We start from the raw sequence: 14,044 nt of genomic DNA on the forward strand, positions 1-14,044 counted from the left end.
GGGGAGGAAAAGAACATGGACAATCGGAAGACGGCAAGCAAGGCGATGAGGAAAGCGGCAGGGATGGCGGCGCTGGCGGCGGCCATGGCGTTGTCCGCATGCGGGTCGAACGGCGGCAATGAAGGCGGAAGCTCGAACGGGGCGGCTCCGTCGCCGTCCGGCTCGGCGACGGCTGCGCCGGAGGCGTCCGCGCCGCCGGCCGAGCTCGCCAAGGTGACGCAGGTGACGAACTGGTTCGCCCAGCCGGAGCATGGCGGGCAGTACGCGGCGCTCGCCAAGGACTTTTACAAGGAAGCGGGCCTCGACATGACGATCCAGTCCGGCGGCCCGGGCATCTCGTCGACGCAGATCGTCGCCTCCGGCAAGGCGGAGTTCGGCATGGGGCAGGCGGACGAGATTCTGCTGGCGCGCCAGAACGGAATCCCGCTCGTCGCGATCGCCGCCACGTTCCAGAAAAACCCGCAGGGCATCATGTACCACAAAGGCAAGTACAAGGACGTGTCCGAGCTGAACGGCCATAAGGTCTATGTGGGCAGCGGCGTGGCGTTCTGGGAATACCTGAAGCGGGCCTACAAGCTCGACGGCGTCGAGGAGATGAAGTATACCGGCTCGCTCGCGAACTTCGTCGACGATCCGGATTCGGCCACCCAGATGTACGTCACCTCCGAGCCCTATACGATGGAGCAGCAAGGCGTCGCGGTCGACTCTTTCCTCAACTACGACCTCGGCTACAAGCAGTACGGCAACGTCCTCTACACGACGGAGGACTACCTCAAGAAGCATCCGGACCGGGTCAAGGCGTACGTCGAGGCATCCGTGAAGGGCTGGAACTATTACCGCGACAACGCCGAGGAGATCAATCTCGTCATGCAGAAGAGCAATCCGGATCTGAAGCTCGAAGCGATGGCCTTCGGCACGAAGGCGCTGGAGCCGCTCGTCTACGGCGGCGATGCCGAGACGAACGGAGTCGGCTACATGAGCAAGGACATCTGGGAGGGGCTGCAGCGGCAGCTCGTCGAGATCGGCCTGCTGACGGAAGCCGAGCCGATCGACGGCGTGTTCACGAACGAGTTCCTGCCGAGCCCATGACGATGGAGGCGGTTCAATGACCATACCCTATGACCTGCTCCTGACGAATGCCCGCCTGCCCGGCGGCGGCGCCGTCGATATCGGCATTGTCGACGGCCGCATCGCGGCGGTCGGAGCGCTTGCCGCAGAGCCGGCAGCGGCCGGGCAGCCGCTGCCGGAGGGGAGCGCGCTTCGGCTGGCGCCGGCGAAGCGGCGCTTCGAAGCCGGCGGACTGCTGCTGCTGCTGCCGTTCGCGGAAGCTCATGTCCATCTGGATACCGCGCTCACCGCCGGCATGCCGGCTTGGAACGAGAGCGGCACGCTGGCGGAGGGGATCGGCATCTGGAGCTCGCGCCGAGCCGCCCTCACCCGCGAGGATGTGCTGGAGCGGGCCGAGCGGACGCTGGAGCTGTACCTCGGCTACGGCGTGCTGGAGCTGCGGACGATGGTCGACATCGGCGATCCGCAGCTGACCGCCCTGCGGGCTGTGCTTGAGCTCAAGGAGCGGTGGCGGGACCGGATCCGCCTGCAGGCGATCGCCTTTCCCCAGGACGGGATCGAGTCGTGTCCGTCCAACCTGGAGCGGATGCGGGAGGCGCTCCGCCTCGGAGCCGACGGCGTATCGGCGGTGCCGCATCTGGAGCGCACGCGCGAGGAAGGCGTCGCCTCGCTGCGCGCGGCGTTCGCGCTGGCCGAGCGGAGCGGCGCGCAGGTGCATCTGTTCTGCGACGAGACGGACGACGGGCAGTCCCGCTTCCTCGAGGTCGCGGCCTCGCTCGCCTTGGCGACCGGCCTGGGCGGGAGCGGGCGGGTCGCGGCGGCGCATGCCAACGCGGCGGCCTATTACAACGAGCCGTATTTTCAAAAGCTGCTGCCGCTCGTCCGGCAGTCGGGCCTGTCGATCGTCGCCTGTCCGCTCATCAACAGCGTGACCCAAGGGCGCAGCGACGGCTATCCGAAAGGAAGGGGGCTCACCCGCATCAAGGAATTCCATGAAACGGGGGTGAACGTCGCGCTCGCCCACGACGACATCCGCAGCCCGTTCTACCCGCTCGGCACGGGCAATCCGCTCGACGCGGCCCATATGGCGGCGCATCTGGCCCATATGAGCGGCCGCTCGGAGCTGCGCGCGCTGATCGGCATGATCGCCTCGGGCGCGCGGGCGGCCATGGGGCTCGGCAAGCCGGCGGACGGAGCGGCCGGCTTGCGCGTCGGCGATCCGGCGTCGTTCCTGCTCTTCGACGCGCTGGACGAGAGCGAGCTGATCCGGCTGCGCCCGGCGCCGCGGCATGTGTTCCGCGAAGGCAGGCTCGTCGCCGAGACGGTCCCGGCGGTCACGAGGCTGCTGCCCGGCGGCCGGGCAGCCGGGCCTCCTGCGGCCGCCGACGGCGGCCAGGGAGCGGCGAAGGAACGGCCGATCCTCTCCGGGACGGAGAGGTAGGCGGGCGAAGAGCAAGCCCATGCGGCAGGCCGCATGGGCTTTTTGCTGCTTATTTCCTGTGGATCGCGGCGGGCATCGGCATGGCGATGCGCAAAAGGCGCGGCTGAGCGGGCTTGGACCTGAGATCGATGCTATAATGCGGTTAACCCTTCATGAGGATGATCCTACATCAGGCTTATCCTCTATGCGGTTAATCCAATCGTTCGAAGGAGAATGAACATGTCGGAATCAAACGTATTCATCCGCTATCCAGAGGAATCCGATGCCGCGCAGCTGGCCGATCTGTATCGCCGGAACCGCGCCTTTTTCGAGCAGTTCTCGCCCGCGCCGGGCGATGAATTCTATACGGAGGAGCATCAGCTCGAGTCGATCCGCACCTCCAAAGCCCAGCACGAGAACGACACGCGCTATTCGTTCGTCATCTGCCTGCGGGCGGACGAGTCGGTCATCGGCAGCATCGGCTTGTCGTTCGTGGCGCGCGGCCTGCTCCAGAGCTGCATGGTCGGCTTCAACCTCGACCAGGCGCATAACGGCAAGGGCTACATGACGGAGGCGCTGAAGCAGGTCGTCCGCTACGCCTTCGAGGAGCTGCGCTTCCACCGCGTCACCGGCGAGGCCTCGCCGCGCAATCCGGGCTCCATCCGCACGATGGAGAAGGCCGGCTTCCACAAGGAAGGCATCGCCCGCCAAAACGTCAAGATCAACGGCGTCTGGGAGGATCATCAGGTGATGGCGATCCTCAATCCCGCCGATCGCTGACGGCATCATTGTCGGCCCGTGCCGAAGCGCGCATGCTTTCAAGCAAGAACGATCAAGGCAAGCCGCGGTCCGTTTCTCCGGAGACGGATCGCGGCTTTTTGCCGTCCGCTCGACCAGATGGCGCGATTTTGCACACTCGGCGTGCAGAAAGGAAGGATCTCCTTCTACATGAGGCCATTCGATTGAGGTATAATTACTGCCAAACTCCGGGCCAAGAGGTGAACCCATGTATCGACTGCTGATTGTGGATGACGAGAAGGAGATCCGGGAAGGACTGGCAGGCTGGGACTGGGAGCGGCTGGGCATCGAGCCGGCCGGCGTCTGCGCGCATGGGCTGGAGGCGCTGCAGGCGATCGCCGAGAAGCCGGTCGATATCGTGCTGACCGATATCCGCATGCCGTTCCTAGACGGATTGGCTTTGATGCAAGCGCTGTCATATCAATATCCTTTTATAAAGGTCATCATTTTATCGGGCTACAACGATTTTGACTATGCCCAGGAGGCTATTCGCAACGGGGCTTCGGATTATTTGCTCAAGCCGGTCGTGTTCGACGACATGAGGCGCGCTTTCGCTCGCCTCGTCGGACGCCTGGACGAGCAGAAGCAGCATGAATGGCGCGTGGAAGTGTTGAAGCGCAAGGCGGGACAGCTGTCCAAGGTGCTGCGGAAAAGCTTTTTGCAGCGGCTGTTCGAAGGGAGAGTCGACCGCGACCTGCTGGAGCAGGACGGGGCGGAGGGCGAGGTTCTGCTGGATGGAGACGACTTCTCCGCCGCGCTGCTTCGAATGGATCGTTTCGCGCGTCCGGACGCGTCCGTCTCCGACAAAGATCGCAAGCTCCTTTCGTTCGCGCTGGACAATATTCTCGACGATATCTGGGATTCGCAGGGCTGCGGGTACCACTGGCTGGAGCCGTCTACGGGGAATGTCGCTCTTCTTGCAAAAGGAGACCGGGAGCAGGAGCTCATGGGGCTGCCGGAGCAGTTGCAGCGATATATGGGCCTGTTCCGATCCACCTTCTCGCTGGCGCATGGTCCCCGCACGTCCGACCCGCTGCGGCTGGATGAATCGATCGCGGAGGCGAGGCGCGCGCTTGAGACCTTTGCGTCGCCCGGAGCCTATATCGGCAACGCCGGGAAATGGCTGCCGAACCGAGAGGCCTCGCATGAGCGTGCCGATGCTCCTTCGACGGAATCGGAAGGAGACAGCAGCCTGCTGCTGGAAGCAAAGCGCTATATCATGGAGCATTACAACCGCAGCTTGACGCTCAAGGAAGTCGCCGATCACGTCTATGTCTCCGTCGGCCATCTCTCGTCCTTGTTCAAGCAGCGGAACGAAACGTTCCTGAAATATTTGACCTCGATCCGCATGGACAAGGCCAAGCAGCTGATGATGGACAACAGCTATAAGATCTACGAGATCGTCGAGCTTGTCGGCTATAACGATCCGGCTTATTTTTCCGAGCTGTTCAAGCGGAATACCGGAAAGACGCCGAGCGAATATCGCAGCCGGCTGCAGCATAACGGCTGACCGGTGGGAGGGGCAAGGGGGATGAGAGACGGGAAGTCCGGCTTGACGCTTGGACGAATCGTGTTGTTGACGCTGCTGATGGCGCTTGCGACGCAGGTCGTGCTGATGTACATCGGCTACAGATATGCCGGCTCCGTCAGCCGGGCGATGAGCGAGCAGACCGAATCCTTGCAGGCGGAGCAGTTTCAACGGAATACCTTGAACGAGCTCAGCGACATGAACAGCCTGATGCTGCTGCTCCAGACGTCCGATTACAGCAATTTGTTCCGCAACTTGATGAAGCTGAGGCCCGAGGAATATGTCGCCCGGGAAAAGGAGCTTCTGAATGAAAAGCTGGACTCGCTGCGGATCTCTCCCGAGCTGTTCCAGTCGATTTATTTCATCGGCTCCAACCAGAATCAGCTGAGCTACCGAAAAACCGTCGGGGGCGAGTTCAAGGAGATGCCCGATCTGAACATCGACGCCTTGAGCTACGCCAAAATCTATGATTTTTTCATCAGCAACTACAATCAGATCAGCCGGTATGGCAAAGGCGAGTACTTGAGCAAATACCGGGAGACGAGCGGACTGCTCAGCGAGGAGAACCGCGCCGCGATCGAAGCAATGATCGACGATCTGGACGACCAGCCCGTCATGGTCCGGGGAAACAAGAATATTCTCGTGCTATTCGTCTTGAACAAAGACCTGTTCCGCCGGGTCATGCCGGATGGCATCGGCGACGCCCGATTTTCGGTCGTCAACGCCAAGGACCAGCTGCTCTGGTCCACTTCGGATGAAGCCTCCTTCCGCAGCGCGGTCGTTCAGGCGCAGGGAACGGACAAGGAGGGGGCCGATGGAAACCGGCATACCGTCCTTCCGCTGCCTACGTTTGATCTGCGGATCGTATACACCTCGGAAAAAACCGACGACTTCCTCAAGCAGTCCGATCTGCTGCGCCGGCTCGTCCTGGTATCCGGCCTGACGCTAGCGGCCGTGTCCATCTTCACCTATGCCTACCTCAAGCAAATCTTCCGTCCTTTCCGAACCGTATCGAGCCGATTGAAAAACAAGCTGGTCAACGCGAACAATGAAATGGTGCTGCGTCCGATTCCGGAGGCGATCGTCCGAAACCGCTTCCGCCGCATTTCCATGCGGACCCAGTTCATGATCATGTTCAGCGCAGCGCTCATGCTGCCCGCCGTCGTGAACGGACTCCTGTTCTCGCGAACGATCAACAGCGAGGTCAGCTCCTGGATCTCGCAGTCGGCGGACAAGCTCGGCAAGTGGTCGGTCACCAGCATCGGCAACCAGATTCGCTATGCCAAAAATGTGACGAACCAGATCGGGAGCAGCCGCCAGTTTCAAAATTACTTGATCGACAACCAGGTCAATCGGGCCGTCTCGGAGGATCAGGTCGACCTCAAGCTGTTTCCCGGCTTGAACGACATCTCTTATTTTGTTTTGCTGGACGATTCCGGGAAGAGCATGTACTCCTCGATTTTTTCCAACAACATCGATAATTTCAAAACGGATTTTCGCCTGCTGGAAAACCGCGACGATGCGTACTGGCTGACCCAATATCGCGATGTGTTCAATCATCTGTCCGTCGCCGTCGTCAAACGGCTGGACATTCAATTCCAGAACCGAGCCGCCTATCTGCTCGTGGTGCCGAAAGATACGCTGTTCCGTCTCGTGGAGACGGATCAGATTCGAGTCGCCTTCGTCATCGCGGATTCAAACGGCGAGAGGGTCAATGCGTACCGCACGATGACGGAAGCGTCCAAAAGCGGCCTGACCTATCGCTATTCAGACCGGCTTGCCGGGACGAGCTGGAAGATCGAACTGGAATTCATGTTCAACGATGCGCTGGTCAAAAGCCAGGCGTTTCAGCAGCAGTATGCGCTCAGCATCATGCTCGTGTTTGTGATCGCGGCCGGAGCGGCGATCGCGATGGCCTATGTGCTTACCCGCCCGATCCAGAGGCTGCGCGAGACGATGCATGCAGCCGAGGGAGACGGCATTCCCCGTCAGCTGGACCAGGAGCAGCGGGGAGAGCTTGCCGGCATCGTGACGAGCTACAACCGGATGATCGCCCAGCTGGAGCTGACCACGGCCCAGAACAGGCGCATCACCGAAGAGAACGCGCAGAACAAGATCCGACAGAACGAGCTGATGTCGCTCAAGACGCAGGCCGAGCTGCATATGCTTCAGGCCCAGATCAATCCGCATTTCCTCTACAACACGCTGGAAATGATCAATATGCAGAGCATGAGGAACGGCAACCGCGAGGTCAGCTCGACCGTGAATGCGCTCGCGGATCTGCTTCGCTACAGCATCGCGAAGGGAGCCGATACGGCGCCTCTGGACCGCGAGCTGAACCACGCGGCCAATTATTTGAAAATCCAGCAGGCCCGTTTCGGCAGCTTTGACTACAGCTTTGAAATCGAAGCGGAGGCTCGGCCGTATCCGGTGCTCCGCTTCATTCTCCAGCCGATTCTGGAAAACTCGATCAAGCATGGATTCGAAGGGTGGGAGGAAGGCGGCCGGATCGTCATCCGCGCCGAACGGCTCGAAGCGGGCCTGGAGCTGACCGTGTCGGACAACGGCATCGGCATGAGCGAAAAGGATCGGGCTCGACTGGAGACGGAATGGGCATCCGGACTGTCGGAATGGTCTCCGGAAGATCGGGGGATCGGACTGAAAAACGTCTACCTGCGATTGAAGCTGTATTACAAAGAGGCGATGTCGATGGCGATCGCAAGCGGGCCGATGCAGGGGACGACCGTCCGAATCCTTCTGCCCTGGACCGGAGGCGAGGAAGCTTAATTCTACCATAGAAATCGGAAGGATCCCCCCTACAGCCTGCCGGCGCGAAGATCTATGATGAAAGGGCAAGCCATCGTAAACCTACTCTAGCTTTAGGGGGATTAGACATGAAGAAACGTCTGGCCGCAACTATGGCGGCAATGATGGTCGTCGTCGCGGCATGCGGCAACAACGGCGGCAACGCGCCTGCGGACAACGCGGCAGCCAGCAATGACGGCGCCAAGCCGACCGAGAGCAGCAAGCCGGCCGAAACCGTGACGATCCGCACGACATTCGGGACGGGCGAGATCTCTCCCGAACAGATCGCCGAATTCGAAGCGGCTCATCCCAACATCAAGATCGAGCTGGAAGACGTGGACAAAACGAAGCTCGCCGCGCAGCTGGCGACAAACAGCGCTCCGGACGTGCTCCGGATCAGCGGCGTCTTCGATCTGCCCTCGTACGTCATTCGCGGCATTGCGCTCGATCTGACGGATCGCATCGAGAAGAGCACGGTGATCAAGCGGGATCAACTGCTGCCGGTAGCGAACGTATTCCGCTTTGACGGCAAAAAAATCGGAGAAGGCCCGATTTACGGCCTGCCGAAGGACTGGTCCAACGACTTTGCCATTTTCTACAACAAAAAGGCGTTTGACGCGGCCGGCGTGCCGGTTCCGGATGCTTCCAAGCCGCTGACCTGGCCGGAGGTGCTGGACCTCGCCAAAAAGCTGACGATCAAGGAAGGCGACAAGATCGTTCAGTACGGCTTGTCCGCCAACGAGTGGGGCAAGACGGAGCCGAACTTCAACCTGCTGATGCAATATTTGGCGAGCGCAGGCGTCAACGTCAACGCAAGCGACTTCAGCTCGGTCGACTTCAACCTGCCGGAGGTCAAGGACTTCATCTCGATGTGGACGGACGCCGTCAAGGCGAACGTCGGTCCGAACTCGGTCAACAACGACCAGACGAGCGGCGGCGATGTGTTCCTGGCCAACAAGTCCGCCATGATGATCAACGGCTACTGGTATGGCGGGGTCATCCGCGGCAACGAAGAGGCGGCCAAGCATATCGAAGACTTCGGCATGCTGCCGACTCCGATCGCACCGGGAGGCAAGCGCGTGGCGCCTCCGGGCGGAGCGACGGGCGCGATCATCAACAAAAACTCGCCGCATCCCGACGAAGCGTTCGCCTTTTTCGAATGGTTCCTCGGCGGCAAGCCGGCGGAAGACCGCTCGAAGCAAGGCTGGGGCGTGCCGGCATTCAGCAACCTGCTTACGGAGCTGCCGCAGGCGACCGAGTTCGACAAGCGCCTGAAGACGGTTCTGGACGATGAGTCCCAGTATGCCAATGACTTCCTGCCGGTCAACCCTTATCTGTCGGACGGAGGCTCCGGCATCTTCGAGAAATACACGCAGCCGCTGTTCTTCGGCAAGTCATCCGTCGATGCAGCCGTCGCGGGCATGACCAAGGACGCCAACGTCGTCATCCAGGAAGCGAAAAACGCCATCAAATAGCGGGCAGCATGAATCATGCCGAGGTCAGGGACGACGGGTCCAGCTTAGGCCCGCGTCCTTGATCTTGTCCCTTCAGAGGTGAGAGGAATGAAGCAGAAGACCAGAACTACGATCGCGTTCTACTCGATGATCTCGCCTTGGCTGATCATCTTTTTAGGGCTTGGACTATTCCCGCTCTTGTACGGCTTTTATCTCAGCTTCACCAATTACTACGGATTCAATATGGATGATCTGTCCTTTGTCGGCTTCCGCAATTATCAGCTGGTGTTCACGGATTCCGATGCGATGTACGCGCTGGGGCGGACGCTGGTGTTCACCTTGTTCAGCGTGCCGATCGGGCTGGTCGTCGCGTTCATGCTCGCCGTCATGCTCAATGGCAGCATCAAGGGGCTGGGCGTCTTCCGCACGATCTTTTACTTGCCTTCGCTCGTGCCGATCTTCTCGGCCATCGTCATGTGGAAGCTGATGTTCTCCAGCAACGGAGGCATCCTGAACAGCGTCATCGGCTGGTTCGGCATGCCTGAGATCAACTGGCTCGGGTACGATTACGCCACCGTCTCGCTCGTCATCATGATGACCTGGGGCGCCGGCGGGGGCATCCTCATCTATTTGGCAGGCCTCAAGGGCATTCCGCGGGATCTGTACGAAGCGTCGCAGATCGACGGCGCCTCCGGCTTGCAGCGCTTCCGCAAAATTACGCTTCCTTTGATGACGCCCGTCATCTTCTTCAATTTCATTACCGGCATCATCGGCTCCCTGCAGGTCTACCTGCAGCCGATCATGCTCAACGGCACCGAGATGCTGTCGCGGCCGATCCAGCCGAACTATCTGTATGCGGTGCATGCCTTCCAGCAAATATTCGCCACGCAGCGATTCGCCTACGGCATGGCGCTGCTGTGGGTGCTGTTCGTCGTCATCTTGATTCTGTCCATCGTCGTCTTCACCACGAGCAAATACTGGGTCTACTATGAAACCGATCAGGGGCGATAGCGCATGACAGGAACGATTGGGTTGAATAAAACGAGCCGAGCTCTTCGATACATGCTGCTCCTTCTTTTCTCCGCCGTGTTCATGTTTCCGATGTATTTGGCGGTCGTCAACGCCCTCAACGATTGGTACGCCATGCCGACGATCGCTCCGGCGAGCTTCAAGCTGCAAAATTTTGTTGATGCCACGACGCTGATCGATTTTTGGAACTACGCCAAAAACTCGGTCATTCTCAGCGTCATATCGGTCGTGCTGTCGACGCTGTCGAGCGGGCTCGTCGGATACGCCTTCGCCCGCATCGCGGCGCCGGGACGCAACGTCATGTTCATGTTCGTCCTGTCCACGATGATGCTGCCGGCCATCGTGACGCAGATTCCCTCGTACATCCTCATCTTCAAGATCGGGCTGATCGATACGCTGTGGCCGTTCATCCTGTGGGCGATCGGCGGCAACGCGTTTTTCATCTTCCTGTACCGGCAGTTCTTCTCGGCGATCCCGGTCGAAATGGAGGAGGCGGCCCGCATCGACGGCTGCTCCATCTTCCGCACGTATTGGAACATCTTCCTGCCGATGTCGCTGCCGGTCGTCGCGACCGTGACGATCATGAACTTCCACGGCTCCTGGAACGACGTCATGGGTCCGTTCATGTACTTGCGGCCGGACAACTATACGCTGGCGACCGCGCTCAGCACGATCGGCTATACGGCGAGCGGCTCCAAGCAGATCATCCAGCAGGTATCCGTCGCGGCCGGACTGCTGCTGATGCTGCCGGTCGTCATTACCTTTTTCATGGGACAGCGCTATATCGTAGAGGGCATCGTCACGACCGGCGTCAAGGGCTGACTGTACGGCCGATCCGATCATGGAAACGAGGAATGCATCATGAACCATTCGCTAGCCGAGCTTGTCCGTCCTCATATCGGAGGCGTCGGCCATCTGCTCACCAGCACGTCGCCGGTGTCATCGCTGCCGCACGGCATGATGAAGCTGGCTCCGATCACGACTCCGGGCATGCCGGACCGCTATCTGGCCGATCATATCTACGGCTTCCCGGTCGGGCACGGCTGGCTCATGCCGGCCTGCGCGGCGGAAGCCGGGCAGGCGGCGGAGCTGCGCTCGCTGTACGACCATGAGCTGGAGACGGCGCGTCCGCATCGCTACGAGGCGCTGCTGGAGGACGAGGGCATCGCCGTCCAGCTGGCGGTGACCGCGCAGGCGGCGATCTATCGCTTCGTCTATCCGCCCGGCAGCAGCCGCGTCCTGTCGCTCGGCGCCCCGGACGGCATCGCGGCCGAGGCTGCGGCGACGGAGGAGGCGGCGGTCGGCGGCAAGCTCGGCGGGGCGCCGCTGTTCGCCGCGCTGCGCTTCTCCGAGCGCCCGCTGTCCGTCGAGCCGTGGTCGGGCGCCGGCAAGCGGGGCTTGCTGCTGCGCTTCGGACCGGCCGCCGACGGGGTGCTCGAGGTTCGGGTCGGGCTCTCGCAGATCGATGCGGAGCAGGCGCGCCGCAACCGCGAGCGCGAGGTCGCGGCGCTGACGCTCGAGCAGGCCGCCGCCGCCGCCGAGGCGGCATGGAACGACGCGCTCGGGCGCATCTCCGTCCGCGGCGGCACGGCGGCTCAGCAATCGGCGTACTATACCGCCTTGTACCGCTCGCTCCTGAACATGAGCGACGTGACGGAGGAGGGCCGCTACTACAGCGGCTGCGACGATGCCGTGCACGAGCTGCCCGACGATGCCTTTTATATCCGCGACCAGATGTGGGATGCCTATCGCTGCCACCATCCGCTGCAGCTGCTGCTCGACCCGCAGCGCAAGGAAGCGATGATCCGCTCCTACCTGCGCATGTATCAGCAGTGCGGCTGGCTGCCGCAGTTCCCGTATCCGCAGGGCGATCTGCCGATCATGACCGGCAACCATGCGGCGGCGATGATCTGGGACGCCTACGCCAAGGGGCTGCGCGGCTTCGATGCGGAGCTCGCCTACGAGGCGATGCGCAAAAACGCCATGGAAGTGACGATGCTGCCGTGGGTTCACGGGCCGCTGACCGAGCTTGACCGGGTCTACCTGGAGCAGGGATTTTTCCCGGCGCTGCGTCCCGGCGAGGCCGAGACGGTGCCCGAGGTAGACGGCTTCGAGCGGAGGCAGGCGGTCGCCGTGACGCTGGAGCATGCCTACGACGACTGGTGCGTGGCGCAGATGGCGCAGGCGCTCGGCAAGGAGGAGGACTATCGGCATTTCCTGGAGCGGGGCCAGAACTACCGTCATCTGTATCGTCCCGACATCGGCTTCATGGCGCCGCGCGCGGCCGATGGCAGCTGGATCGAGCCGTTCGATCCGAAGTTCGGGGGCGGCCTCGGCGGACGGGATTATTTCTCGGAGTGCAACGCCTGGATCTACTCGTTCCATGTCCAGCACGACATCGAGGGGCTGATCGGCCTCATGGGCGGACCGGAAGCGTTCGAGCAGAGGCTGGACCAGCTGTTCCAGGAGCCTTACGACGGCGCCAAATACCGTTTCCTGGGCCTGTTTCCGGACAGCACGGGCCTCATCGGCCAATACTGCCAGGGCAACGAGCCGGCGTTCCATATCCCGTATCTGTACAATTACACCCGCTCGCCGTGGAAGACGCAGCGCAGGCTGCGGCAGATCATGGACCTCTGGTACCACGATCATCCGCTCGGGCTGTGCGGCGACGAGGACAACGGAGCGCTGTCGTCCTGGTATGCGTTCAGCGCGATCGGCCTGTATCCGATCTGTCCGGGCAAGCCCTTCTATGAGATCGGCAGCCCGCTGTTCGAGGAGATCGACATCGCCCTGCCCGGCGGCGGGACGTTCCGCATCGCCGCGCGCGGCGCCTCGGCCCGGCGAAAGTACATCCAGTCGGCGATGCTGAACGGCGAGCCGCTGCATGTGCCGCGCATCGCGCATGACGCGCTCGCGGCGGGAGGGGAGCTCGTGCTGGAGATGGGCGAGCGCCCGAACCGCGCCTGGGGGCTCGGAGCGCCGCCATCCTGAGCGGCCTGAGCTGGCGTCTTGCGTCTCACGCCTTACGTCGCCGGCGGCCATTCCTGCTGCATGAACGCGATCCACTCCCGCGCGGCATAGCTCAGGTACTTGTCCTTTTTCCAGATCATGTTGAGGCTCCACAGCATCGTCGGCCGGACGACCGGGATGACGAGGAAGCGCTTCGGATCGAGCGAGCGGCGCATGCCGCCGGGCAGCAGCGTGATGCCGAACCGCGCTCCGACGAGCTGCACCATGAAGTCCCACTGCGAGCTCTCGAACACGATGTCCGGCTCGAACCCGACCTGCCTGCAGCCGTCGAGGATGAGATGATGAAGCGTGAACTCGTCGCGGAACAGCAGGAACGGCTCCCGCGCCAGCTCGCCGAGCTCGACGCTCTCGCGGCCCGCCGCCCAGTGGTCGCGCGGCGCGATGAGATGCAGCGGCTCGTCCAGGCACGGCAGCAGATGGAACTTCTCCTGCTGGGCCATCGGCAGGATGACGAGCCCGACGTCGAGATCGCCGCTGTCGACCTCCTCCTCGATCCGCTTGCCTCCGCGCTCGACGAGCTGCAGCCGGATCTGCGGATAGCGGCTGTGGAACCGCTCGATCAGCGAGGGAAATACATGCACGCCGATCATCGGCGGAATGCCGAGCCGCAGCGTGCCCTTGCGCGCCTGCGCGAGATCGTCGAGCTCGGCCGCCATCGCCTCGATCGAGCGCAGGATTCCCTGCGACGAGCGCAGGATCGTCTCGCCCGCATCGGTCAGCGCGATCTGCTTGGACGAGCGGTCGAACAGCGTCGCGCCCAGCTCCTCCTCGAGCAGGCGGACCATCTTGGACAGCGTCGGCTGCGTCACATGCAGCTCGCGGGCCGCCTTTGTAAAGCTGCCGTGCCGGGCGACGGCGGCGAAGTAGGTCAATTGCCGGATATCCAATGAAATCGTTCCGCCTTTCGTT

The 14,044-nt window shown here is 62.0% G+C and carries 10 protein-coding genes; 9 read left to right on the forward strand and 1 reads right to left on the reverse strand.

Annotated elements, in window-relative coordinates; all coding sequences use genetic code 11:
• Positions 1-15 precede the first annotated feature (15 nt).
• The 9 genes from NYE40_RS03660 to NYE40_RS03700 all read left to right on the forward strand — a co-directional run bounded on the left by NYE40_RS03660 (position 16) and on the right by NYE40_RS03700 (position 13,096).
• Positions 16-1,089 carry an ABC transporter substrate-binding protein gene (locus tag NYE40_RS03660; protein WP_228551248.1) on the forward strand — a complete coding sequence of 358 codons (1,074 nt, stop codon included), beginning with the start codon at positions 16-18 and terminating at the stop codon, positions 1,087-1,089.
• A gap of 16 nt (positions 1,090-1,105) precedes the next feature.
• The gene (locus NYE40_RS03665; protein ID WP_153782758.1) at positions 1,106-2,509 is read left to right on the forward strand and encodes an amidohydrolase family protein; all 1,404 of its coding nucleotides are present in this window, start codon (positions 1,106-1,108) and stop codon (positions 2,507-2,509) included.
• A gap of 219 nt (positions 2,510-2,728) precedes the next feature.
• Positions 2,729-3,268 carry a GNAT family protein gene (locus tag NYE40_RS03670; protein WP_153782759.1) on the forward strand — a complete coding sequence of 180 codons (540 nt, stop codon included), beginning with the start codon at positions 2,729-2,731 and terminating at the stop codon, positions 3,266-3,268.
• A 226-nt stretch (positions 3,269-3,494) separates the two neighbouring features.
• A complete protein-coding gene (locus NYE40_RS03675; RefSeq protein WP_153782760.1) occupies positions 3,495-4,796 on the forward strand; it encodes a response regulator in 1,302 nt (433 codons plus the stop codon).
• A 21-nt stretch (positions 4,797-4,817) separates the two neighbouring features.
• The gene (locus NYE40_RS03680; RefSeq protein WP_153782761.1) at positions 4,818-7,601 is read left to right on the forward strand and encodes a sensor histidine kinase; all 2,784 of its coding nucleotides are present in this window, start codon (positions 4,818-4,820) and stop codon (positions 7,599-7,601) included.
• A gap of 107 nt (positions 7,602-7,708) precedes the next feature.
• Positions 7,709-9,094 carry a sugar ABC transporter substrate-binding protein gene (locus NYE40_RS03685; RefSeq protein WP_153782762.1) on the forward strand — a complete coding sequence of 462 codons (1,386 nt, stop codon included), beginning with the start codon at positions 7,709-7,711 and terminating at the stop codon, positions 9,092-9,094.
• Positions 9,095-9,181: 87 nt separating this feature from the next.
• On the forward strand, positions 9,182-10,084 hold the full coding sequence (locus NYE40_RS03690; protein WP_153782763.1) for a sugar ABC transporter permease: 903 nt from the start codon (positions 9,182-9,184) through the stop codon (positions 10,082-10,084).
• Positions 10,085-10,087: 3 nt separating this feature from the next.
• Positions 10,088-10,924: a carbohydrate ABC transporter permease gene (locus NYE40_RS03695; RefSeq protein ID WP_101808502.1), complete on the forward strand. Its 837-nt coding sequence runs from the start codon at positions 10,088-10,090 to the stop codon at positions 10,922-10,924.
• Between the two features lie 39 nt (positions 10,925-10,963).
• Positions 10,964-13,096 carry a GH92 family glycosyl hydrolase gene (locus NYE40_RS03700; protein ID WP_153782764.1) on the forward strand — a complete coding sequence of 711 codons (2,133 nt, stop codon included), beginning with the start codon at positions 10,964-10,966 and terminating at the stop codon, positions 13,094-13,096.
• A gap of 32 nt (positions 13,097-13,128) precedes the next feature.
• On the opposite strand, the gene NYE40_RS03705 is transcribed toward NYE40_RS03700, so the two are convergent.
• A complete protein-coding gene (locus tag NYE40_RS03705) occupies positions 13,129-14,022 on the reverse strand; it encodes a LysR family transcriptional regulator (RefSeq protein ID WP_153782765.1) in 894 nt (297 codons plus the stop codon).
• Positions 14,023-14,044: the final 22 nt, after the last annotated feature.

The organism is Paenibacillus sp. FSL W8-1187, assembly GCF_037965485.1.
GTDB classification, from domain to species: Bacteria; Bacillota; Bacilli; order Paenibacillales; family Paenibacillaceae; genus Paenibacillus_O; species Paenibacillus_O pasadenensis.